Source organism: Glutamicibacter halophytocola, assembly GCF_001302565.1.
Taxonomy (GTDB): domain Bacteria; phylum Actinomycetota; class Actinomycetes; order Actinomycetales; family Micrococcaceae; genus Glutamicibacter; species Glutamicibacter halophytocola.
Genome location: NZ_CP012750.1, coordinates 317,861 through 341,363, shown reverse-complemented (window position 1 = coordinate 341,363; position 23,503 = coordinate 317,861). Strand labels below are relative to the sequence as shown.

Sequence of the window (23,503 nt, the reverse complement as noted above, 5' to 3'; positions counted from 1 at the left end):
CTAGATCGAAGCAGGTATGACTGAGCCGGGAAATCTATGGATGTCGTTGTTTATAAACAGCGATAGCAGCTCGCTTTGCTCGGAGAGAACTGCTTAACAAGGTAAGACCGATAAGCCCCGCTAAGACAACTCCGATTCCCCAGAACACGAGATATCCGATGGAAGGCTCTTTAGATGCGAGACTACCGCCGGCGAATAAGATCGCTAAACCGGTCAAAATCAACGTGATCGCTTTACCCATGTGATCGTAGGAACCAGAATCGAACTCATGTTTAGCAATGAGGTGCTCGAACGGCAGTATCATCGGCGGCTCGCTAAGCCGGATAAGTTCTTGATTGATACGCCGCGCATGTTTCTCATCGAGGTTTATAGTGCGGGGTGAACGCATTCTAAGAGGATCCTTTCAGGATGCTTCCCAGTTGTTGGTGTTCGTTCCATTGCGAAGGCCCTTGGCCCGACAAGCACGAGGATGAAATTCGCCGAGCGTGCTGTGGCGTCTTTTAGGTGTTAGGTACTTGGACAGATGGATGGCGTCCTGCGATCGAAGATTGCTGTAAGACGATTGCCTGATGGAATGTCCCTTCCGGATGCTCTGCAGCGCAGCTCTGCTTCCTTGCTTGATCCATTCGTAAGCTTTTAGTCCGAGGCTGGGAACCCTCTTTGGAGGAGTAGATCTCATCCCTGAATATTATTTCGAGGCGGGCATCACCGAAAGTATCTGCTGCGGATACTTTCAGTGGCCTAGCGTTGCTATCGGACACCAGGATCGGACAGAGCGAAGACCTTGTTCGTGATGGCATCCGAGAAGCGGATCAACTCCTGCAGCGCCGCATGATGGTACGTCCCTGTCGCGCCTGGCAGCACACCAGGCTGCTGCGCTTCACCATTAATTGTTTACCAGGAGGATGTCTGCTACTTTGCATGGCTCCGAATAAAACCAGAGCTAAGTAATCGGTCGCTACTAGGCCAGTACCCGCCGTAATTGAAAGACTGCTTACGGGCTAAATCATAGACTTCGCTAATGACCCCGGCGATTTGTTCATCTGAGGAACTGCCGAAAATCTGAGCCCGGAAAGTGCCCTCATTATCAAGCTTTTCGATAATCGGCTGGATGCGATTCTGAGGATAGGCAGCACAGCTCGGATAAAACTCATAGTGTCCGTTACCGGGGTTTTCGTTTAGAGCCATGCAGCACCAGAGGAAATCGAACTGCAACAGAGAATCAAGTAATACGTCAGGGATCGATGCGGGTTGAGTTTCTTCTGTTGTTTCCTCGAACGTGTAGTCCGGGCTCAGATGTGGTGTATTGGCAATGATCTGTCGGGCGGCTGAGATCATGCCGACACCAGCTTTGTCGGTGTCAAAGAGGTTGGCCCGGGAAGCTTCGGTGAGCCCGTGGCGGATCCATGATTTGTATCCATCCGGGGACGTACCGATGGGGCGCAGCACAATTGACCGCAGGATTTCGTAGTGTTCGGTTCTCATCACCACAGATCCGATGACCATGACCCTGGAGATGATTTCTAACCCATAGCGTATGGCGTTGTATTTGAAGATCGTCGAGTGCTCGTAATTGCGTTTATAGATCTTGTAGAGTGCATCAGTGACTTTGACCGGGGTGTCAGTGTCATCAAACAAGCAGGCTTCGCAGGCAAGAACAGTGATTTTATCGAGAATCTCGACCCGACGGTCATCGTCTTCGATGGCTTGATCGTAGGCGGCCGTGCCGTTGAGAATAACGCGTTTAAGCGTTGACGACTGATCAATTTCGAGGACTCTTCGTACTGCTGCAGTGAAAGTCGGCAGGTCCATGTCGAGGTCAGGCACTATCGGCTGTGCAAGACCTGCAGCACCCAGTTGCGTCACGACCCGGTGAATCAGCTCATCAACATCCGCTCGGGCTGCTATACGCACCCCTTGCAGCAACTTGTGCAGAATCTGCTCCCACGTTTTATGGGAAGCAAGGACGTTCTGAGACCCCTCCCGGGTATAGACCGTGCCTTGCTGGAAGATCGGCTTTCCGTTAGGCACGTCTCCTCGCTTTTTGGTCACCAGAGGGAAGCCATCGCGCGGGGGCGCAATGTAGATGACCGCCAACTGACAAGAGCGCCTCTCATGAGTGATGGTGTGAATCTGCGACCGGATGTCGATATGGCCATCCACGTAACCTTCGACTACTTGTTTAAGGGCTGCCGAATCGAGGTTCTGACCGCTGAAATTAGTCCCCTCAACAGGGCGGCCGTTGTCCTCGGCTCCGATCACGAGGTAACCGCCCTCTGGCTGGTTCCCCATAGCAGCGCAGTCCTTGATGAACTCCAGCTTCTTGCTCTTATCGTTCAAGTCGATGCTGTGCTTGAAGTCAAGCGAAGAAAACTCTGCCTGGGCACCCAGCAACTCCAGGAGTTTCTCCCGGTCGACCCGCCCATCGCAAACAAACGGCTGCGGCGGATTTCCTATTTGAGGCTGCTCCATCTACAGGTCCTTTCAACAACTTCACAGGTGCTTTAGCGATCTATCAATATCTCAATCATGAGGCATCACCCGGTCAGTTCAGTCTTATAGCAAGGTTCGCCCACTATCAGAAGGGCAGACTCGGCGAGCGCACATGAGACAGAGCAGGTGGGGACGTATTGTCTTCGGACTGCTTCCTGTTGGTTCCACTTCTTGAAGCTGCGGGGCCGGTGCATACCGTCGACGGGCGCCGGATCTGCTGCAGTTTCCTGCCTGATGGTATGTTCCCCTGGGCCAATGCATTAGTCGTGGCCAAAACCCATGAAGCATTACTCTTCCCCGAGCTCAATCCGTTCCAGGGCCGCAGCAAAGTACCCTCGTGCAGAACTCAGATATGGCCCCCACGACAACTGTCCCACAGGCTGTGGGACATTCGGATCCCACTGCGGCCAAGCGGCGGAGAAAGAACGCATGTAGTGCAGATTGTGCTTCGAGATAGCCCTGGCATGTCCAAGAGGGACGCACCGCCCACAGGGGCGGGTCCCAGGCTGCAGAAGACTTCCGTGGTCGTCGAATTCTTTACCTGGAGGAAATCAAAGGATGTATCTCCGGAGGCTAGGACCTCACTCATGCAATGCGCTGGCCGGATCTGCTGCCGGCGGCCCGCCGATGGTACGGCTCCACAGCGCCTGGCAGCACCCGGTTTCTTGGGTTAGGACAAGCACGGATACTTGAAGGGCCTATCCTGTGGCTCTGCCTTGGTCAGATCGTGCAGGATAGGCCCTTGAACGTTTAGCTGAAGCGGATGTTGAACCGTTGGGAAACATCGCGCAGATCTGGGTCATCTGCGTGTATTTCCTGGCCCTCGCTAGCGGAAATCAGGTCGTTGTCTAGCCCGTCATCGGTGCGTCTCATCCAAAACGCCCAGCAAGTGCCGATTCCGTGTCGGGACGTGAAGCGGATCCCGTCAGCGAAGCTACCGTCATGGAGCCGCAGATTGCGCAATCTCGTGGAAATCAAGGTGGTGAGTTTGCGGTCTACCCCGAGCAGGTGGGATAGATCTACGGCTTTTACGCCACAGGTTTTGGCGATTTCTGGGCCAAGGTTCCGGTCGATATAGGCCAGCGAATGCGCCGTGCCCAGGTCGAACCAGACAAGGTCCTCCTCGCTGGTCAGTTCGTAGAGTCAGCGTCCTTCACGCCAGTTTTTGGGAAACGTTCTTGGTTCTTCGTGTCCAAGCTCTTGCTGTTCCTCGATATAGAGGATGTGGGCTTCCTCGGGTGTGATGCCGAACTGCTCCGCCATGAAGTCGATAGCCGTGCGAGCCCTACGGTCCAGTCGAAACCCGTAGAGGCATTCAGTGAATGCGCCGAGGCACGTGGACGCTGCGTAAAGTGTGCGGCCGGTAGTGTCGTACCTGTTCCACACTCCGACGTCATCCGGGAAGAAGTAACCCCGTTCCGGGGGATTAAGAGCACCGTAGCTTTCAGCTGCGATGCGAAAGCCAGCCAATGGTTCTCGCACGATGCTTGGCTGACCGTCCACTTCTTCCAATGTGCCGATCATTATCCGTTGTAACCTCCTGAGGACATGGCTCCGGCTGCGTCGATCACAGCCTTGAACCGATCTTGATGAATAGCTTCGACGGGTGAAATTTCGTCGAGCCAGGGATTAGCGCCAAGGAACCATTGGCGCGCTACCTGTTCTCCGTCAACATCGGAGACCATCATCCACGCACGGTGAGCCAGCAGAATACGAGCCTGGGACGCATCCGAAGGGACCGTTCCATTCTCCTTTTGCCAGCGGTAGCTTGCCTTAGGGTCCTTAGCACCCGCTAACGCGGAAACCATTGCAGCCCCAAGGGACGCATTTAACCTCCGCACAATCTCACGGAAGTCCATGCGGGAAGTTTCCGCATGGACTGTTCCTATAGTCGTTGTGATTCCCATCTGTAGTTCCATTCACTGACGCGCATCTGCGCTTGTCTGATTCATCATTCTCGTAGAGGCGGGATCTTTTTCCGCTAAAACCATCGTACCACTGATTTACCACTAAAATAAGTTGCAATATCACACTTTTGCGCTCCTACCCTGCGACACGATAACGGAACACTGATGGGTGGTCCGTAGCCGCTCCCGAGGGGAGGAGCTCGCTCCGGCGAGCGCTGAGCCACAAGGAACAGTGGTCGCGGCGGCGGGACATACCGACCGCGGGACGAGTCCCAGGCTGCAGACGTCTTCCGTGAAGATGAACGCCCAGGGAGGAGTTAAATGGCGCCCGGGCGCAGAGGAGGTTGCGTGGTCGTCGAGGTTCTGCTGTTGAAGGGAGCCAAGGACGTACCCTCCAGGGGGTAGGACCTCACTGATGAGATGCGCTGGCCGGATCTGCTGCCGGCGGCCCGCCCGTTGGTATGTCCCCACCGAGCCTGGCAGCGGGTTAGCTTGCTGAGTTCTGGGGTGAATGCCTAAGCTCGGCGCCGGGGTCGGAGTCCGGAAAGGAGTCTACCGTCGATGGTAGCTGGACCTGGTCGAGCGAACACCTGGTTCGTTGATGGCGCCCTATGGGTCGATCCACTCTTCGCAGCGCCGCCGTGGAGGTATGTCCCCACCGAGCCTGGCCGCACATCATGCCGCCTGCGCTCCAGGGCCATGCCTGGCCGCCAGCCCGTCTCAGGGGAAGACACCACGGCCTCGCTGTGTCTGGTCCGGGGAGCGGGTCCACGGCGAGCGCTGCCGGTGGGCCTACAGGGGGTGCTCACCGTAGGGGTTTCTTCTGCCTCGCGAGGAATCAGGTGAGTATGGCTTGAGGTTTCGGGTTGCTACTCCCCTGGTTTCTGCAGGTTGAGTACCGCGCGATGACGGCCAGCCGTCGGCTACGGGCCCGCAAGACGTTTTCAGGGCTGGCGCATAGTGCGGAGTGTTGGGAGACGTACCACCAGCGTCAACGCTGGATCATTGCTCATCCTTGCGCGCCGGACCCGGAGCTGGTGAGACAGGACGTACCGTCGGGTTCCGCTAGCGATCCCCGGGCGAACAAAGGCGCCGGCTCCTCCTCGCTGCTAGGCGACAGCGTGAGGGCATGCCCCCTCGTGGCCTGGTTGCATCGCGGCTTTCGTCCACCCTTCTTACTTCCGTGAAAAAATTGAGGCTACTTTTTAGTTTTCTTTTGATCTTTAATGGAAGCTTCAGCGATAACGGCGTCACCCTGAAGCCTGTAAATTTTGCGCAGTTTTTCAGTTGAGAAACTGACGGGCTTACCAGGAGGGCCCACTGGTCGGCGCTCGGTTTCAAGCAATCCGGCCTCACATAGCCCTTTAGTACCTCGTGAGCGCATGGATGGGCTGATTCCATAGCGAGCAGGGAAATTCTCAGTGGTGAACCATACTTCGACCCCTAGTAGCTCACCACGTCGCTGCAAAAAATTTGCCAGAGGGTCAGTGTCTCGTCGATGGCCGCCTTCTTGCAGAAGGATCAAAAGCATGGAGAGTTCTGGGGCTTTCAATTGTTGGATCTGTCCGGAAGTCCACAACCGACTTGAAACTTTGAAATAGAGGTCACGGTTGTTGCTTTTAAGCGAATAGGCGGTTGATGGGTTCTCATACTTTCGGTCTTCACCTGATTCGTCGCGCAAAATCACTCTGGTTGGTTCCCCATGGGATTTTTCAAGTTTGACTAGCTTCAAGTTTGCGAGAACTTCGAGGGCGTTAGTAATTCGCCGAGCGCCCTTAGTCGAAGGATCAGGTAAGGCCAATAGCTCGGCCCACTTGCGGGCGGGCAGCTGAACATCGTAGGGCTTAGCAGCACATTTCCAAAGCAAGGCGATGTAGAGCAAGACCGGAACAGTTGCGCCGCGCCCTCCGGCTTTAGCGACCAGCTGTTGGAGCGGGGGCTTGATCTCTGGGTCATCATTGCGAACAAAGGACTTTCGCACGAGAGCCGCCGTACGGCGAGCGCCCACACTCCGATCGAGCTCTATTGCTAGTGCCTTCGAATGGTCGAGGCGACGCTTGAGTCTTAGGTCTTCCAGCTTCTGTTCTGAGGTGAGCTCAGAGGCTTTTTCAGGGTCTGAATTTGCGGCTTTTTCACTTGCTGATGAGCCTGAGGCTTTTCGGGTCTGAATGGTACTCATAATGTCCTACATTCTTCTATGGTCAAGAACTAAGCCTTCATTCAACTAACGTATGTTCAACTCTTATCCTAATGTAGCTATTACTCATCAACTAACGTAATTTATACCTTTCTGACCTGATGTTTTGCCAAAAACTATGTGCTAGCCTTGTTTTATCAGGTTGGAAAGATTCAACTGTTCAGCAGGAACTAAGCACTCGGGACCGGTAAACCCTGGGCTTAGGTGGCCCGCTGAATTGTCCAATTTCTTTAGCTTGTAGCACGGTACGCCCTAGATCTATTGGTACAGACAAAGGGTCGTCAGTGAGTACCGACTAGTCGCCTGGATTAGCTATGGACTCGGCTTAAAAGCCCGCTGAACGTATCGCGTGGCGAGTGGCCCCCGGTGGAACGGGGGCCACTGCCTTTAAGGAGCACGATGCTCCGCAGCTTCGGCCTCGTGAAACTAAATGGCTTCAGCAAACGTATGCCCCCGCCCTACAGCGTGCGCATTAGTCTTGTTCCGTTGTGAAGACAGGGTCGAGGATCGCTGCAACCCGGATCATCTGATCATCCAAGCTCTCTTCGCATACACCAGCCAACCTGTGCTTGCGTCTCCAAGCAGCCCACTTCGCTTGGCCGACCAGCCCGTACCCTTCCACTACAGGGCCGATCGGCTGCAATCGAACGCCCCGATGATCAGCCACGGCCCGTACTGCTCGGATCAGCTCCTGATGATCAAGGTCTGCCTCGCCGAGGGTGACGATGTCGACGTAGTCCCGCCATCGGGTGCTTGTGGTTCCGCGTTCAAGGATCGTGACTCCCTTTTCAGCCACAGTTGATTCCGGGGCATACCCAATCAGGGTGAGGGGCTCTCCAAGAACACGATCAAGGGTCACTTTCCTTGGTGCGGGAACGATCGGGTCGCCGGTGGAGACATCCCAGGAGACCACGCCATCCCACGTGGCGATGGAGACGCTCACGCGTAGGCGCATTCCTGGGTAGTCGGCGTCATCTCGGATTTCCTCCACCGTGAGGGTGTCGAGGTCAAAGAGCACGCCGTCGTCGACTGCAACATCTGCTGCGTCGCGGACAACTTGCTTCAAATGCTCCGGAGTGACATCTGCGTTGATCGCGTTGGAATCGGCGTCTTTCGTTGGGCGTCGTACGCCATACGCTCCGAGCAGCAGGCCGCCTTTGAGTACAAAGTCGTTCTGGTGCGGGGTGTGGTTCAGCCGGTCCAAGAAGGATTCCAGGGCGTGACGGGTCAGATATTCTTGCGTCGGCGCAGGGATCCCGTACTTTGTTGCGGCGGCGCGGGCGGCTTTCTGGATCCGCCGGTAGATCTCGTCAGCGTTCATGACAGCAGCTCCAAGGTATTGAGGACTAATGATTTGGCCCGTGGCAGTTGGGTAGCAATCTGCATCAACTGGGCTGGCTTGCCGCCGCGGCGCAGCCATTCTTTGGTTGCGTCCCTAGCAATTTCGTAGCCGATCGTCGAGCGCAGGCGGAAGCAATCAACGATTGTGCGTTCAGGACTATAAATCCCGATCAATTGTGAGCTGCCCGGGATCGTGATCTCTTTGCGGCCTAGGTCAAAAGTTTCCTTGTCGAAGTGGTGCCAGCGAATCGCCCCCGCGGTTTGGGGCGTGCGGGTGCCCCGAGGAATGGCCATATCCAACGCGTCAGGGATCTCGTCAGTGAGGTCGTAATGGGCCAGTGCAGAAATGAGGCAGATGGTGGCCTCAGGACGGCGCGTAGCGGCTTCCAGCTGGTCCCAATCCATCGGCGGCGCGTCAGAGGGTAGGTAAATGCCGCGGGCGATCCGCTCCCAGCGCCCCTCGTTCACGCCCCGCAACAAGGCGCTGCGCGTCAGTCCTCGCAGGGTGTCAGGCCTGACCGCCTGCAACCCTGCAGATCTGTTCGACTTGTTTGCGCTCATTCACTATTCACCCCTTCATGCAACAAAACGTTTACAGATAAGTTTATCTGTAGACGTTTTGTTGCACCACCCCGGCCGCGGTGGCGTCATCCATGGTCTTTCGAAGCCAAAGCGCCTTGGATGCCGTCCACGTAAAGCCCCCGCCTTGGAAGTCGCAAGAAGACAAGCAAGAGAAGGTAAACGCTGCTTTGGGTCGGACCGGGCCATCACCACGACCACGACCATCATCGCTGTCACCAAGCCCTTCGAACCCCACCGGCGAGCGCGCCCAGGGCTACCCCTGTGGGAGCAAAATGCGCCTATTGCGGTTCAGCTTATTCTTCGGCGTGTCTTATCCTCTTGCTTTGCAACTTCTGGCCTAGGATTTCAATTATCGGATTGGCTTCGCGGTAGTGCCGCAAAGTTACCGTCATCCCCATTATTCTTAGCTTTGCTCAATCCTTGATTTTACTGCGCCCGCTTTTAGCCGTTTCATAACCTGCGGACGAGGATCAACGACTTGCTCAGCATCATCCAAAATTGGAGTACACAATGACTCTCTACAGCTGTTTGCCGTCACAGGGAAAAATTTCCATCATCGCCACTTGGCCCGGAGAAGACGCAGAATCACACAGCAAAAAAGTCACCACTTTCACGGACTCACGTCAAGCTTCTCGCTTTGCAGATGGCCTGACCCGAATTTCCGAATCCATGTGGGACGCGGCTGCGTGGCTGGACGTCTACGATAAGGCAGAAACGTATCTGCAATCACTGATTCATGCTTTGCGCGAAACAACGGACGTACCCACGATCAGTGGTCCCATGTTTGAAGGTTGCCGTCACCGCGAGTCATGGACAGGAAGCGACCTAGCAGAAGCCCTATCCTTCGGCTTTCCCACAATGGCAAATACCCTCACGCGTGCCCAACGTCTTTCAATCGCTGAGGAACTAGAGATCGATGCGATGGCCCGCCATGAATCGCTTCAATTGCTGCCTACCGGACATGATCCGGTCGAACCCGATTCCCGCGTGTGGCAAGCAGCGGATATTACGATGGCCACCAAAATGGGGCTCAATGGAAACTATCTACCAGATGGCTCTGCTGGGTGGGTGGTGCAGGTATTCGATATCGATCACGGACCTGCTGAACGATGGGGCGCTCGGACTTTGATTCACCGGCTTGAGCAGTTGGAAGCTGCGTCAAAGACAGTCAACGCTCGTGGCGGAGCCGAGTTAGAGCCAGGTCTGAGCCTCATGGCCCATCTTGTACTGCCGGCCTCTCTCTTTGGAGTCCATCTAGATCATTCAGGAGAAGAAGGTCCTAAGATCGCCGAGGACGTTCACGCTGATGTCGATCAGAGCATCCTTTCCACAGAGTATCGGAAATATGCTGCGAGCAAAGAGTTCATGCATGGCGATGCAGTCCTCTACATCAGTCCTAATATCAATATGCGTAATACAGGCCCGTGGGAACGTGATGTCTTCGCAAAAATAGACGTCGAATTGAGTTTGAGAGGGCAAACCATCACCCTCGCCACTCTGGAAGCAACTGATACTGACGGGTTCGTCGAAGCACTTGGCAGCTGGGTTTTGAACGCGACATTCAGAAACTAGCAATAAGAATCTCAAAGCGGAACATCGCGGCTTGGCCTGCTCTCAACACCCGCTACAGAGGCCTAGTCTCGAAAGGCTTCAGCCGGCCCTCACCGCAGGAGAGACGATGGATGGCATGTCCCCTAGGCGCCTTGGGGACATGCCATCCATGTCCAAGAAGGCAGCAATGGCCACAGCTTGCTGAACTGGCCTGCGCCTCATGCGCAAAGAACCTCAGCGCCCGGCAGAAGTTTGACAGGCGCCGTTATTGGATCCCTGAGTGCAAATACGCGGTTGCGATGTTCGGCGAGCGCCTGGTGGACAAGAAGCAACACGTGCAGCGGGGGACGTACCGCCAGATGGCTGGCCGGGTTCGCTGAGCTCTGAGGGCCAAGATCGGTCACTGGCGACATCAGTGGGCATACCACCGAAGACCAGGCCCCGGAGGACGAAGGCGCCGGCCGGTCCTCGCTGCAGGGCGGCCGCATGATGGTATGTCCCCACCCCGTGGGGCCTAGTTGCAGCATTGCAGGACCCGATGCACCGCCTCCCTACAACGAGGTGCAATGCTTGCTGATCAGCGCAGCGAAGCGAAGCTTATCCACAGTATCCGGAACCGGAGTGCGCTTCTTAGAGAGCCCTTTCACCAATGGATGCAGTATGCGCGCCGTGTCCTTGCGGAAACCCATGAGGTTCGGTTCGTTCAAGCGCCACGATCCAGCTGTCCCCCGCATCAGCCTTGCTCTGCCCTGCGCATCTGGCCAGCCCAGGGGACCAGATGCAACGCAGAATCACGTACCAAGCGTGCCCAGGCCAGCAGGCCAACTTCAGGGCTGATGAGCCACTAGCTTGAATCTCAGCAAATGCTGACGCGTCCTGACGCGTCCTGACGCACAGCGAGCGCCCTCACCCCCTGCACAAGTAACGCCAATAGATGCAGAACGCAGTAGCCCGCGCTGAAGCCCCTTGGATTACAGCAGTAAGGCCTACTATCGCCAGGTGGGCCGGTGGGAGGGACATACCACCGGCCACCTGCCAGGACTGCACGACCGGATTCCGGTAGCAGCCAGATCCGGATCTTCGAGAGCAGCAGCCGCTGAGAGAAGGCGAGGACGTACCACCAGCTGACCGCGCCCAGGGCGACCTGCCCAAAGAAGGTACTTCTCCCCCTGGAGGGCGCCGGCGGCCGCGCTGCAGCCAGCCCGCCCGGTGGTATGTCCCCCAGGAGCCTGTAGTACACGCCAGCAGCCAATCAGATGTCTAACCTCTTGGTTCTCCGACCCCGTGGTTGCGGCGCTTTCGAAGGAAGAGATACGCCGAATCACTCTGCTTCATGCTCTGATCCCTCAAATCAGGAGTAGTGACATTGTCATACCAGTACCCACGCGCAGAGAAGGCAAGCACCAGAAGGAGGGCACATAAAATCGCATAAGGTGCTGCAGCTGTGTCTATTGGAGCGTCTTTCGTGAGAGCCGCAAGCGTAAACGCTAGAAAGCTTCCAAGGCATACAGCGCCCCCGGCAAACAAAGCGCTCGAAAGTACCCCTCTGCGAAAACGGGGCAAGGCACCTGTGGCGGACGGTGGCTGCTTTTCATTCACAACCGCTTCAAACGCGATTCGGCGTCGGAGTGTATTGTCCATGAATTTATAGAAACACCGTGCGAGATAAATCAAGCTCAAAGTTCCTAGCACCAGAGCCGTAACAAGTGTTTCAGTCTCCATAAAAGCAGCCGAAGTGTCAGTGCTCGCTGTCAGGGCCATGCACACAAGGCTTGCGAAGAACCAGCAGAAAACAGCGGTTACTACCGCCCACGAGTAGGCGCTGGCATTGAAAAACGACTGGGCATAGACTTTCGCCAAATAAAATCGGTGCTTCTCCTGAAAGAACGCAGTGAGCTGACCGTTGCGGCTCTTGTTGACTTCTTCACGCCAAAACTCAGCCTTCTTCTGATAGCGCGCCCCCGAACTAAACAGGGGCTTAACCACCGTGATCAGACCAGAGATCGCAGCAAAGAACGCTGCCACTGAGGGTAAGGGCGCTAATAGATCGTTTAAGGAATTCATGCCACCCATCATGCCGGTCTGTGAGAGGTGACCCGTGCACAAAAAAATCGCCACCCTCTGACTAGGCGTTTCAACCAACCCAGTTGGTAGCCGTCGACGAGCTCCGTGGGCCGCAAGAAGTGCAGCTACGGCAGGGAGGGACGTACCGTCATGTGCTCGCTCCAGGCACGAGGGCCGGCAGCTTCCCTGGAACCCGTAGGAAGGAGTGCAGGAGGCGTGCCAAGCGGGCGGACCATACCTCCCAACGGCGAGCGCCTGCTTGGCACAGTACGCTGCCGGTCTTCTGGAGTGAGTAGCCTTCAGAGGCGGCAGGCATACCATCGGTCAGGGATCGGCCCGCAGGGGCCTGGCTTAGCGCCAAGGCCGGGTTGAGCCAGTGCCCCTGGGCACGTACCTGGCGGCCGGATCCGGATCCGCTGCAGGCCCAGGACAGGGGCGGTATGTCCCCACCAACCAGGCACCATGGCTACACGAGATCCGCGAGAAGAGCAGAGTCTTCCCCGGAGGATCATCCTCGTGGCCACGGCGAGCGCGGACAGGAGCCCAAGACATACCGCCCGCCACGGGTGCTTCCGGTCCACGAAAACTGACGTGAAACCGGTACGCGCCCTGTTCTCGGTGAGGCACCTGGCACCCAGGCCCCGGATGCAGTGGCCCGCGCGCTTCGATGGCGGCGGCCGGCCTCGGCTGCAGGCCCGCCGCTGTGACGGTATGTCCCCACAACGCCTGGCATCACCAGATCCACTCCCAAGTTGAACGCCCAAGGATTCGTCCCTTTTACCGCTGCGATGCCAGAAGCGACCGGCAAGCCCCCTCAGCCACAAGCATCAAGCCCCAAGCACAAAACACCCACCGACCGCCGCAGACAAGCTGATCAACTGCAAAAGTGGGAGAACAAATCACGAATCAACTCCCTGGCCACTGCTGAGGCAACCACGTGCGCCAGCCATTTCCCCATGCCAATCAGCCCTTTACGGTGTACTGCCGAACCCTTCGAAACTCGATGCCGCCCCATAATTAGTTCTTCCTCTTCTGCTCTGCATCGCGCTCCCCGCTGGGTGGAGAAGCTGTCGCGGCACACAGACTGACTGGGAGCAGAATGCTTAAGTGGGATGCAGCCCCTGAACGCTGAACCCACTTGGCATCTGCTGATCTTCGTCAGCCTGGTCCCGGAAAGAACCTTCAAAGAAAGGCCTCTCTATATAGAAAGGCCCCAAGAAAGCGCTGTTTTCGCACCAAAACCTCATAAAAATTTCTGGCCAGCCACTGCCTCGGCGTTGGAAACCAAACTGGTACGCATCCCACACCAGCCAACGACAACCTGGTAAAAGCACCAGCATTCGCGCAGATCCCCGCGGTGAGATTGGCCAACGACGAGCACAACGACGAGACGGAATTCCGGGACGTACCAGCACCATCAACCCGGGACCATCAACCCCAAGGAGACAAGCAAACGACCGTGCCAAAGCCCCAGTGTCCAGGAGGACGAGCTGCCAGCTGCGGGCCCGCCGGCAGCCCGCGCGCACGGGCGGTATGTCCCCGCCAACCAGGCACCATGCGAGAACCCGGGTGATGTGAACGGCGAGCGCAACCAACCCGAGCGTCGCCCCAGGGCGCGAGTTCTGCCCGTTCCGCGCCCACAGCGCTCTCTCCCCCGTGATTCCGGGCCGGGGCTGGGTAGCAAAGTGCCCCCTTTTGCAGGTATGAGGGTGTCTGCGAAAGGGCGCGAGTTCTGTCCTCATTCACCAACACCATCAGAACCAGCGAAGACAGGCGGTACGCTCGTGGCCGTCACAAGATAGTCGCACCCAAAAGGAGCCTGGGCATCTGCCCGCACTCCCTGGGAACGCCACCAAACATAGGAGCTGTCTTCCTTACTGAGCCGGTCGAAGTGCAGCATCTTGGAACACTGGTTCAAAAGAGGCTTTACTTGGCGTGCGCGGCCTGTTGCAGCCAAGATGGCGACCAGCGAGCTGCGGCGGCCGGCACACCCCAAAGGGGGACATACCACCAACTACCGGTCCCAGGGCGCCCGATCCCGGGCTGGTCCCCACCCGAGCATCAATCTCCCAAGCCAGCCCTTGCCCCCCTTTGCCTTCTGGGCTTGAGGAACGAGATTCAACGAAACCGACCGGACCAGCAGCTGCCAGAACCTTCGGCCCGAATCTTCGGCGACCAAGGAAGACCAGCAGCCCACCACACCGCAAGCCCCGGTACCACGTTTGATCAGTGGACATTCTCCGCAAAGATTCGTTATGCCTTGGAGCAGGAGAACATCGCCAGGAATGAGCGCAGGACGCAGAAACTACTCAAGGCCTCTGGCACACCGAAACTGGGAGCTTTTGTTGAGGACATCCGGCATTTGCCGGACAGGTCGCTGACGCGTGAGGTCGTGGGCAGGTTAGCTTTGCCGAATAGGGTGAAATGGTACGCCCGTTCTGGCGACTTGGTACGGTTCGCTTCCACCTACCGGGTACCGCGATTCCGGCTTGTTGGTACCGCTCCATGGCATTGGCAACGTTCTGGGCCAGGAGCATGCCGGACCCAGAACGATATTATTGAGCCATCAGGCCCCGAGGATCTTCAAGGTCCTAGGAGTATTCAGGGCTTCGAAACCTATTCCCAGAAATCCTTGGATTTTCGGGCCTGATCTCCAAGCTGCTTACGCATGTCCAACGCTCCAAGGGGCAACCACCTGGTATTCGTGGCCAACCGGTTCACGATTGAATCCCCGGCAATCCTGTCCGGGATTACCGAAACCCAGTACTCCGGATCAGTCTGCGAAGCGATAATCGTCGGCAACGTGTACTCGCGGTCGGAAAGCACGGCAAACAGCTCGCTGGCCCCTTGCTGGTCAATGCCCACGGTCATGAAATCGTCAATGATCAACACGTCAACAGTACGCAGCTTGATCAGCAGCCGTTGGTAATCGCGGGCATCTTCCCGCGCAAGCCGGAAGTCCCTGACCAAGTCGTCCATCCGACGGTAAAACACCGTGTGCTCGGTATGGCAGGCAGCCACCCCGATCGCGCACGCCAAGTACGTCTTGCCACCGCCTGTTGGTGAAATGATCAGCAGGTTTTTCGGATCAGCCCGCCATTCATGGCTCAGGTACCGGCGCATTCTGGCCTCGTCGATCTTCCTGCCGGGAAGATAATGGATCTGGGCAATCGATGCGGTCGGCAACGGGAATCCGGCCTGCGAAATCAACTTGTCGATCCGCCGGCCCCGACGGGTATCGACCGCATGCTCAACAGCCTGCATGAACACCTCCTCCGGGGTCAGCCGCTCATTGGCTTGTTCGCCGGTCAGCTCGAAGAACTTCTGCGCGAAGGCCGTCAGCCGCAAGTCCTTGATCTTCTTCTGGTCTGCGTCGCTGAGCATTACTGGCCACCGCCCCGCGAGTAGTAGCCAGGCGCCCTGACGAATTCACGCAGTCGTTCAGATTCCCCGGACAAGTCCTTGGCCGCCTCCGGAACCGGCACCACAGGCCCTCGCTGCTTCTCTTCTTGAGCCATCGTTGCGATGATCCGCTTCAGCCCGCTGTATGAGGAATATCCACCCCGCTCCAGCAGATACTTGCAGGCTGGCTCCAGCAAGCTGCGGTGCTTGGCCCCCAGTCCCTTGACGATATTGCGGCACTCGACAAATGCCTGCGCTTCAACAGCGGCACGATCCAATACGGCCGTGATGACATCAACGGTTGCAGGGCCGAAAGACTGGGCATGAGCGATGAACCACTCCCGGCTCCAAAGACCGGAAACATCCTTGTGCTGCGGCGGAATATGGGCTTCCAGCGTGGAATGCTGGCCGCGGCGTCCTTCCAGGCGCGGATGCTCGGCCACCACGAGCGTCCCGTCAATCACCGTCACCTTGGTTTGGGTCAGCTGCGTGCTCAACGTGCGACCGACCAGCTGATACGGCAGCGAGTAATACTGGTAATCGCAATGAACGTGATAATTCGGCCCCACCTTCAACTGCTTGTATTCAACTTGCTCGAACCGGTACGGCGGCAAGGGTCTGAGCAAGGATTTCTCTGAACTGGCAAACAGTTCGGCCCGGCTGATCCCATTGGTGCGGTGCACCTTGGAATTCACATGTTCCAGCCGGTCTTGCACTGCCTCGTTGAGCTGCTCAAAGCTCTCGAAGTCCCCGCCGGCCAGATACCCCAGGACCATCGTTTCGAAGACCTGCACAATCCGCTCAACATGGGCCTTGTCACGGGGCTTGCCCGGCCGTGCCGGCACGATCGCTGTCCCATAGTGTTTAGCCAACGCAGCATAGGACTTGGTGACCACCACTTCGCGGGCACCGCCCTTGGCAACGGTGCGTCGGTCCTGCCGGAAGTGGGTGGCGGTCTTCGCATTATCTGGAACGATCATTTGCGGAACGCCGCCGAAGAACTCCAACGCGTCAGCATGGGCTTGATTCCACGCATCCTGCCTCATGTTCGCAAACGCCTTGGCGAACACCATGGACGAGAATGGCAACGAGGCGACGAAGAAGAACGCTTTGAACTGCTCGCCAGTCACCGTGTCAACCACCGTCAAGGTCGGACCAGCCCAGTCAACGAACATGGCCTTGCCCGGCTCATGCTGCAGCGTCGCCACTAAATCATGGGTCCCCGCGTGCTGGTGGAACTTCGAACAGAACTGGGAATAGCTGTATTTCCTCAGCCCATCGTCCAGATCCGTGTATTTCACCCAGGCTTGCTGCAGCGTGAAGAACCGATTGCACTGCAGCTGCTCGGCAACCAGGGCGAAGTCCAGTTCAGAATAGTTCGAGCTGATCATTTTGCGCCGGTCCGGGACGATCTCCGCCAACCTGGCGTGGGTAATGCCAGCGAGGTTCTGCACGGTCATCTGGTGGGTGTCGATGGCTTTCTTGACTGCTGAAATGCCTCTTCAAGAGCAGTTCACCGCGGCCGTGATTTCCGTGTACGTGTATCCATCGAAGAGCATTTGCATGATGCGCCGATAATCCATTTTCCAGGATTCTCCTTGGGGCAGGGATACTCCCTGGAACCCTGCGTGGTTCACAACGGGGAATATCCATGACTAGAAAAACAGCGGTCGGTGACCATCAGTACCAACTAAGCAGAACAGCAGTACCATCTTGCAAGAACAGAAGTACCCGAAAGCGCTATTCTGCAGCTTCCTGCCGGTGGGCGCAGAACGCGACGAACGTGGTGATCCTCGGCCGGTCCAGCGTCGGAAAAACCTATCTGGCTCAAGCTTTGTTGAACGCAGCCTGCCGGCAGGGGTTCACCGCTCGGTATTTCAGGTTGGATGATTTGGCGAATCATCTGTCGGTGTTTCAGCCTTCTGACCCGGAGCGGTTGCGGTCCATTCAGAAACTGCATGACTACTAAATCCTGCTGCTGGACGATTTTCTGACCACGCCGATTAGCAGTCATATTGCCAGTGAGCTGCTAAACATTCTCGCAGTTCGGGAATATCGGGGGTCGACGATCATCATTTCGCAGTTCGATCCTCCGGACTGGTACCGGTCGCTACATGATGCGGTGATCGCTGAGTCGATTCTGAATCGGTTGGTTTCGAAAAGTGAGATGATCCAGCTCGACGGGCCGAACATGCGCCGGCATGACGACAGCACGTACAAGGCTGGTATCGAAGTGTAATAGAGGGTGGGCAGTAGTGCATGGATCTGGGTGGTTTCAAGGTGCTATCCGATCCACGCACTACTGCTACCGGGTCGTTACACAGGTGCTACCAAATACGTCTGCTAAACATTTGGCACCTTGGGACAAGGAAACCTCAGGTCAGCAAATATAGATGTTACTCAATCACTTACCATGGCACGACACAGGTAGGACCGCAAAGAAAACGCGTGTAGCTAGTGGGGTGTCCTAAGACTAGGAGCTGGACAGCTGGGAATATTTCAGGGCGCCACTTAGCAATGGGATGTAACGGCAGCGCACTGAGGGGAACGAATGATGCACCGAATCAGCTGGCAGAGATAAGAGCCTTATGTCGACGCCAAGTCGAAGTCAAAGTGAAACCCTTTTTCTGATAATCATGTTGAGAATTTTTCGACTCGGTGCCCAAACTAATTGTAGAAAATTCAGAATAATATGCATGTCTGATCGACTTGTCCAGTACGACCTCACCGGCTGCTACAAAGCCAGGCGCTGCGCAAATAGACTCTATCCAAAGATCACTCTTGTCCTCTGCCCAAACTATACATAGTGCATAGGCAACGATCCGACCACTGTCGATAGCAACTAGAGAATTGTCCAAAGAAATGTTCCGATGGCGATTCCATCGTTCAATCACAGTATCGGCAGAAGGGGTATCCATAGCGAATGGAAAGCGGCTAACAAAAACTTCAGCCATTTCTCTGAGGTCATGAACAGTTGGCGCACGTAACGTCCATGTTCGGTGGTTGTCTGAAACTATAGTATGAGCATCCGCCCGACAAAGAGGTTTCGTGAACTCAGAAATCTCACCATAAGTAAATCCTCGATGTGACAACATATCAGATAGCTGTGGATCGTTTGAATCAATCCAGACTTCGATGAGCTCGTTGCTTTCAATACGACCAATTCGCTCAAGGGCCGCATCTAGCAGGATCGAACCGTAACCTAAGCTACGATATGCACTGAAAACTGTGCCCCAGAGCGTAACCAAAGTAGGGCGGTGAGGTTCATTTGTAATAAATATTCGAACAAAACCTACATATACCGATCCATCTCTGAGTGAAATAACCAAATTTTCTTGACACGCCGAAAAAAAATCAACAAAAATCCTAGTTTCATCGTCAATATCAGATTTCATACCAGCATTTGCATCAATTTGACATCTCAGTAATTCACCCATCTTGGGCGATAAAAACTCGATTTTAGGCATTATTCTCCAAAGTAGAATTTATGGCTCGAAGCAATAATTCAGAAATAATTAACGGCTCCACCTCACCACCGTTTGGACTAAATTCAACAATATCAAATCCAATAACTCGCAGAGATCTGGCAATACTAGTTACCACCATAACCAGCTCATTAAAACCCCAACCACCTGGTAAAACCGTTCCAGTTGCGGGCATCACGGAGGGATCTAGAACATCAACATCAATCGTGATATACCAAAAAAGATCATCGGAAAGTTCTTCAACTAAATGTTCAATTCCATAATCGAAAATCGATGAAGAAGAAAAATTTTTGACCTTAGGATGCGGTTTGGGCGCCGTAGGTGTGATCTGGCGTTGACCTATTTGAACTACCTGAGCAACTCGTTGGTTGGAGACGATCCAACCAAGAAAGTTACCGTGATGTACATTCTCCAGACTGTCGAACCGTGCATCATGGTAATCGTAGTGAGCATCAATATGGATAATTCCCAATTTGCGTTGGCATTCTTGAGAAAGACCGTTCACAGCTCCCAAAGTAATAGAATGATCACCCCCCAGCATTACAGGGATGGCTCCCGATTTGAAAATTCTGGAAACCGCCTCAGCGATCTGCCCGAACTTTGCTTCATGGGTGCCCTCCGGAAAAGGCAAGAGGAGATCACCAAGGTCACCAATCCTCATACCCGATAAGCTAATTTCGCCCCGCGGGTCATGTATATCAGGGATAACACCTGTAGGTCCACAGTTGAGGAACACTGAGCTGTATTTACGCACTTCATTAGGGCCGAATTGAGAGCCTTTGCGATATGTTGCTCCCGAATCACTGGGCACACCCAATACGACAACATCGAACGGAAACTCCGAAAGGTTCTCCAACGAAATAAGTGGCGAGCCGAAGACGCCGCGAGAAAGCCGGCTTGATGAGCTTGCTTGGATCGCATCGACAAGAATTCCGCGACTAAACAGACCCTCAACCGTTTCAATTAACACCTGTTTGTGGCCTGCATTCACAACATCCGCTAACAAGTTATCTAGGCAAGTAGCTATAGCGAAGCGTTCAATTAGTCTAATTGTACTTGTTGAAACATAAACTTGTTCATCACCCTCAAAACCCGACAACATAATTTGATCATTTAGTGACGATTGAGCGATCTTGCGTACATTAGGGTTCACAACAAGTAGTCTGTTACCTTGAAGCATGATTCCCCTTTAAACGTCTGGCCGAGGCTGCATCGTCGATGAGCTTACGGTAGTATCCGTCAACTCCAATAAGTTCTTCATGTGATCCATCTTCAACTACAGTCCCATGGTCCAGAACAAGGATTCTGTCCGAAATTGTTGCGGATTCAAGGTTATGTGCAATTTCAATCACAATGGAATCCGGTAATTGCATTCTCAGCAAATCTTTAAATGCTTTGATTACTGTGGACGGTATCCCCGCGCTTACCTCATCGAGTATGAAAACATGTGGTCGGATAAGTAGAAGTCTAGCAAGGGCGACCTGACGGCTCTGAAGAACAGACAGTTCAAAATTGTCAGGACCAAGTAAGGTATCCAAACCGTCGGGAAGCTCCAGAACCCAAGACACTGCACCGACAGATGTCAAAGCTAAGAGACAATCGTCGTCAGTAGCATCTTCATTGGCAACGAGTAAGTTAAATCGAAGTGAATCCCCAAAAATATGGTCCTCTTGCGTGACCATCGATACTACTTTTGGCAAATTAACACCATATGAAGTTATCTTTTGACCGTCAATTAAGATGTTACCGGAACTTGGACTCAAAACCCCCGTAATGAGCTGCGCCAAGGTGCTCTTTCCTGCACCTGATGCACCCACTAAAGCGACATGATCTCCTGCCTCGATACTCAAATCAAGATGCTCGATTACCAAATTATTAGTGTCGAAGCCAAAGCTCAGATCCTGAATGTCAATACCCGTGTGCGCCCTTGGTTCAATACCGGAAGGCTCTTGCTTCGTCGCGGATACTCCCAATAATCGACCGAAGGCCGCAGCAGCTGACTGTACCTCGCCGAACCAATAAATCAGGTCGTCCAGTGGTGTAAGGACTGCTTGCATAAGTAGAACAACAGTCGTCACTTCACCGATGGAAGCTTTTCCAAGATGAACCAAGAAGGCACCAACGACGAGAGTAAGTAGAAGAGGAAGGTGATACCCAATCTGAACACCAGGAATCCATCGTTGCTCAAGCCTCAGCGTTCGCAAAGACTGTTTTTTAGCTTCAGAAACCGACTCATGAATCTTACTCTCTCGAATGGATTCAAGCCCCAATGTCTCCACAATAATGGCGCCACGCACTGTCTCCGCCGTTGTAGTCGTGACGTTAGCTGACGCTTCAAGCTCAGCAGCATAAGCTGCAGGTGATTCACTGACATAACTACGGGTGAAAAATATTATAAAAGGTAATCCAAGAAGCGAACAAAGGCCTAGATAGGGATTGATAATAAATGCAATAACCACAGTTAGAATTGTAGTTAATAGGCCACTAATCACTTCAGGAACACCGGTACGAACGATTTCTTGAACAGCAGTCATGTCCGTGGTTGCTCTGCTCAAGATATCGCCAGTAGGAACCTTTTCCAATTCCCTGTGGTCCATGTACGTCACGGCTTGGACGAAATCTTCCCGGATGGCAGAGAAAATCTGTTCACTGAACCTAAAGGCTACTCTAGCGAACAGCAGTGTTAACCCAAATTGGAGCACAACTGAGAGTGAAATGAATATAAGAGAAATCCAATTATAATCACTTATCGGCGCAAAAAGTTGATCGATTGCGACGCCGAAAAAGTATGCCGGAAGAACCGCAACTACTGAAGTAATGAGCTGAATTGAGCAGATTAGAACAATTTTTTTTCGATGCAGCTTTGATAAACGGATGATACTTGCGACGACTTCTTTACGTGAGGATATAGGAAGACGATTCAATACATGACTCCTTTGTATTCAAATAGCGTCTGAGATAATGGTTGTCATTCCAGCTCTAGATGTACGCAGTTCGCGTAATACAAGAAGCCGGGTTACAGAATCCAGCGCGCTAAAAGGTTTATCTAAGATAAGGTGTGGCACCTTGCCAACAAGCGCACGGGCCAGGGCCAGACGTTGCCGCTGTCCCCCAGATAAAGTCCTGCCCGAAGTCACGATCCAATAGTCTAGACCTTCTGGAAATTTCCTAATGAACTCGGCAGCCTCAGCACATTCCAATACATCCCAAAGCTCTGTGTCGGTCATCAATGAGTGAGGGTCTATTATCGACCGGATGGTGCCAGAAAGAATTTGAGAATCCGAAGGGCTATATCTTAACGATGCTGAAAGTTCAGCTCTGCTTAATGTAGAAAGCGGGACACCACCAATCGCAACCGTTTCTCTGGCATGAAGCCCACCCAATCGTTGAGCTCTATTCTCATCAAGATCAAGGATTGACAATGAATTCTCAGAAAAGTTCTCATTCGTTTGCAAATCCATCAGGTTCCCATACGAAACAGGTGACGATGGGGTCGAGTTACTGCTTACTTCTTTGATCTCTATATTCTTCAGCTCGGCCAATACTGAGTCGATCTTGGCTGCTGAAACCTTAAACTCCGAATGTGTTGAAGTATAGCCAGCAAAAATTTCCAGAGGCGCAACTAGAAAAACAGATGCTCCGTAGAACATCACCAATTCGGACGGTTCTAAATATCCTTGACCCACCAAGAATACGCCGGCCCATACTAAAACGATAAGCAGCAAACCAGGAAGAAGGACGTTAAGCGCGACCAGCAAGGCCTGAACTTGAGACACTTTAATCCCTGCGGCTTCAGTCTCTCTTGACCGAGAACGGTAAAAATTCAAGAACGCCCTATGCCCACCAATCGCATGCAAGACTCTTAAGCCCAACCCCAGTTCTGCACTCATGTTCGTGAGAAGCACAGTCGTTGAGCGATGCGCATCTTCTCTTTCGGCCAAAGTGGTGCTTAAACTCGAAATGGTCCACATGAGGAGGGGCAGAGCGACGAGAATAATTATCGTCAACCACAGAGATGTCATTGAGAGATAGACAATAATGACAACGAATGAAACAGTAGCCGCTACCAATTTAGAACGCACAATGGCGAACACGGCGGCGTTGTCTGCGTCATCGCTGACTATAGTCGCAATTTCTCCCGAGTTAAACTGCTTTGCAACCACCCTAGATCTTCTTGAAACAACGATAGCGACATTCTGGCGAATTAATTCAACGATACTAATTCGAAAAGTCGCTCCTAAAACGTGCTGCAGTACACTGAATGTTACTCCCGAAATTAAAGCAACGGACAAAAGTGTGAGGTTGAAGACAAGTTGTTTCAAATTGTCCGAATCTGCAAACTTTAAGGAATTAGAGATAAACAATGGAACTAGTGCAGCAGAAACGGATGCGAATATAGAAAAACATATATTCTGCAACATTAGTTTTTTCCTGGAGAGAATTATTGATTTTACAGTATTTTGACGCAATTCCATAACTCA

Annotated in this window: 16 protein-coding genes and 1 pseudogene; 2 read left to right on the top strand and 15 right to left on the bottom strand. The window is 54.0% G+C overall.

The genetic code is table 11. The features are described 5' to 3' along the window. Window positions 1–34: 34 nt before the first annotated feature. The 8 genes from AOZ07_RS01580 to AOZ07_RS01550 form a co-directional block, all read right to left on the bottom strand. Complete coding sequence (locus AOZ07_RS01580) at window positions 35–388, bottom strand: hypothetical protein (protein ID WP_060700402.1); 354 nt, start codon at window positions 386–388, stop codon at window positions 35–37. 524 nt (window positions 389–912) lie between these two features. Then, a complete protein-coding gene (locus AOZ07_RS01575) occupies window positions 913–2,472 on the bottom strand; it encodes an AlbA family DNA-binding domain-containing protein (RefSeq protein WP_060700401.1) in 1,560 nt (519 codons plus the stop codon). A gap of 771 nt (window positions 2,473–3,243) precedes the next feature. Next, the gene (locus tag AOZ07_RS19145; RefSeq protein WP_257720417.1) at window positions 3,244–3,366 is read right to left on the bottom strand and encodes a hypothetical protein; all 123 of its coding nucleotides are present in this window, start codon (window positions 3,364–3,366) and stop codon (window positions 3,244–3,246) included. Between the two features lie 270 nt (window positions 3,367–3,636). Beyond that, window positions 3,637–4,017: a hypothetical protein gene (locus tag AOZ07_RS01570; protein WP_060700400.1), complete on the bottom strand. Its 381-nt coding sequence runs from the start codon at window positions 4,015–4,017 to the stop codon at window positions 3,637–3,639. Continuing rightward, window positions 4,017–4,301: a hypothetical protein gene (locus AOZ07_RS01565; RefSeq protein WP_236995236.1), complete on the bottom strand. Its 285-nt coding sequence runs from the start codon at window positions 4,299–4,301 to the stop codon at window positions 4,017–4,019. Before AOZ07_RS01565 ends, AOZ07_RS01570 begins: the two co-directional genes overlap by 1 nt. Before the next feature lie 1,297 nt (window positions 4,302–5,598). Beyond that, complete coding sequence (locus tag AOZ07_RS01560; protein ID WP_060700398.1) at window positions 5,599–6,579, bottom strand: hypothetical protein; 981 nt, start codon at window positions 6,577–6,579, stop codon at window positions 5,599–5,601. 490 nt (window positions 6,580–7,069) lie between these two features. Further along, window positions 7,070–7,918, bottom strand: coding sequence for a nucleotidyl transferase AbiEii/AbiGii toxin family protein (locus tag AOZ07_RS01555; RefSeq protein ID WP_060700397.1), 849 nt, complete (start codon window positions 7,916–7,918; stop codon window positions 7,070–7,072). Continuing rightward, on the bottom strand, window positions 7,915–8,499 hold the full coding sequence (locus AOZ07_RS01550; protein WP_194943744.1) for a type IV toxin-antitoxin system AbiEi family antitoxin domain-containing protein: 585 nt from the start codon (window positions 8,497–8,499) through the stop codon (window positions 7,915–7,917). The genes AOZ07_RS01555 and AOZ07_RS01550 overlap by 4 nt, the downstream gene beginning before the upstream one ends. 531 nt (window positions 8,500–9,030) lie before the next feature. Here AOZ07_RS01550 and AOZ07_RS01545 point away from each other — a divergent pair. Further along, window positions 9,031–10,092 (top strand): hypothetical protein, encoded by a 1,062-nt coding sequence (locus AOZ07_RS01545; protein ID WP_060700396.1) that lies wholly within the window; start codon window positions 9,031–9,033, stop codon window positions 10,090–10,092. 1,239 nt (window positions 10,093–11,331) lie between these two features. Here AOZ07_RS01545 and AOZ07_RS01540 read toward each other — a convergent pair. The 3 genes from AOZ07_RS01540 to istA form a co-directional block, all read right to left on the bottom strand. Continuing rightward, a complete protein-coding gene (locus tag AOZ07_RS01540) occupies window positions 11,332–12,135 on the bottom strand; it encodes a hypothetical protein (RefSeq protein ID WP_194943743.1) in 804 nt (267 codons plus the stop codon). Between the two features lie 2,616 nt (window positions 12,136–14,751). Continuing rightward, window positions 14,752–15,519, bottom strand: coding sequence for an ATP-binding protein (locus AOZ07_RS01535; protein WP_060700394.1), 768 nt, complete (start codon window positions 15,517–15,519; stop codon window positions 14,752–14,754). After that, window positions 15,519–16,997, bottom strand: a complete 1,479-nt coding sequence (gene istA / locus AOZ07_RS01530; RefSeq protein WP_060700393.1) for an IS21 family transposase — start codon at window positions 16,995–16,997, stop codon at window positions 15,519–15,521. The genes AOZ07_RS01535 and istA overlap by 1 nt, the downstream gene beginning before the upstream one ends. Before the next feature lie 191 nt (window positions 16,998–17,188). On the opposite strand from istA, the pseudogene AOZ07_RS18390 reads away from it, so the two are divergent. Further along, window positions 17,189–17,776: pseudogene (locus AOZ07_RS18390) on the top strand (ATP-binding protein). Window positions 17,777–18,101: 325 nt separating this feature from the next. Here the strand turns inward: AOZ07_RS18390 and AOZ07_RS18030 are convergent. The 4 genes from AOZ07_RS18030 to AOZ07_RS01515 are packed head-to-tail and all read right to left on the bottom strand — an operon-like array spanning window position 18,102 to window position 23,497. Beyond that, window positions 18,102–19,004 carry a GNAT family N-acetyltransferase gene (locus AOZ07_RS18030; RefSeq protein WP_075972389.1) on the bottom strand — a complete coding sequence of 301 codons (903 nt, stop codon included), beginning with the start codon at window positions 19,002–19,004 and terminating at the stop codon, window positions 18,102–18,104. Continuing rightward, window positions 18,997–20,175, bottom strand: coding sequence for an arginase family protein (locus AOZ07_RS18025; protein ID WP_194943742.1), 1,179 nt, complete (start codon window positions 20,173–20,175; stop codon window positions 18,997–18,999). The genes AOZ07_RS18030 and AOZ07_RS18025 overlap by 8 nt, the downstream gene beginning before the upstream one ends. A 13-nt stretch (window positions 20,176–20,188) precedes the next feature. After that, window positions 20,189–21,946, bottom strand: coding sequence for an ABC transporter ATP-binding protein (locus AOZ07_RS01520; protein ID WP_075972387.1), 1,758 nt, complete (start codon window positions 21,944–21,946; stop codon window positions 20,189–20,191). Between the two features lie 18 nt (window positions 21,947–21,964). Continuing rightward, a complete protein-coding gene (locus AOZ07_RS01515; protein WP_084793094.1) occupies window positions 21,965–23,497 on the bottom strand; it encodes an ABC transporter transmembrane domain-containing protein in 1,533 nt (510 codons plus the stop codon). Window positions 23,498–23,503: the final 6 nt, after the last annotated feature.

Coding starts and splice junctions, on each gene's coding strand:
- AOZ07_RS01580 (WP_060700402.1), bottom strand. CDS start 388: ATGCGTTCACCCCGCACTATAAACCTCGATGAGAAACATGCGCGGCGT.
- AOZ07_RS01575 (WP_060700401.1), bottom strand. CDS start 2,472: ATGGAGCAGCCTCAAATAGGAAATCCGCCGCAGCCGTTTGTTTGCGAT.
- AOZ07_RS19145 (WP_257720417.1), bottom strand. CDS start 3,366: ATGAGACGCACCGATGACGGGCTAGACAACGACCTGATTTCCGCTAGC.
- AOZ07_RS01570 (WP_060700400.1), bottom strand. CDS start 4,017: ATGATCGGCACATTGGAAGAAGTGGACGGTCAGCCAAGCATCGTGCGA.
- AOZ07_RS01565 (WP_236995236.1), bottom strand. CDS start 4,301: ATGGTTTCCGCGTTAGCGGGTGCTAAGGACCCTAAGGCAAGCTACCGC.
- AOZ07_RS01560 (WP_060700398.1), bottom strand. CDS start 6,579: ATGAGTACCATTCAGACCCGAAAAGCCTCAGGCTCATCAGCAAGTGAA.
- AOZ07_RS01555 (WP_060700397.1), bottom strand. CDS start 7,918: ATGAACGCTGACGAGATCTACCGGCGGATCCAGAAAGCCGCCCGCGCC.
- AOZ07_RS01550 (WP_194943744.1), bottom strand. CDS start 8,499: ATGAGCGCAAACAAGTCGAACAGATCTGCAGGGTTGCAGGCGGTCAGG.
- AOZ07_RS01545 (WP_060700396.1), top strand. CDS start 9,031: ATGACTCTCTACAGCTGTTTGCCGTCACAGGGAAAAATTTCCATCATC.
- AOZ07_RS01540 (WP_194943743.1), bottom strand. CDS start 12,135: ATGAATTCCTTAAACGATCTATTAGCGCCCTTACCCTCAGTGGCAGCG.
- AOZ07_RS01535 (WP_060700394.1), bottom strand. CDS start 15,519: ATGCTCAGCGACGCAGACCAGAAGAAGATCAAGGACTTGCGGCTGACG.
- istA (WP_060700393.1), bottom strand. CDS start 16,997: ATGACCGTGCAGAACCTCGCTGGCATTACCCACGCCAGGTTGGCGGAG.
- AOZ07_RS18030 (WP_075972389.1), bottom strand. CDS start 19,004: ATGCCTAAAATCGAGTTTTTATCGCCCAAGATGGGTGAATTACTGAGA.
- AOZ07_RS01515 (WP_084793094.1), bottom strand. CDS start 23,497: ATGGAATTGCGTCAAAATACTGTAAAATCAATAATTCTCTCCAGGAAA.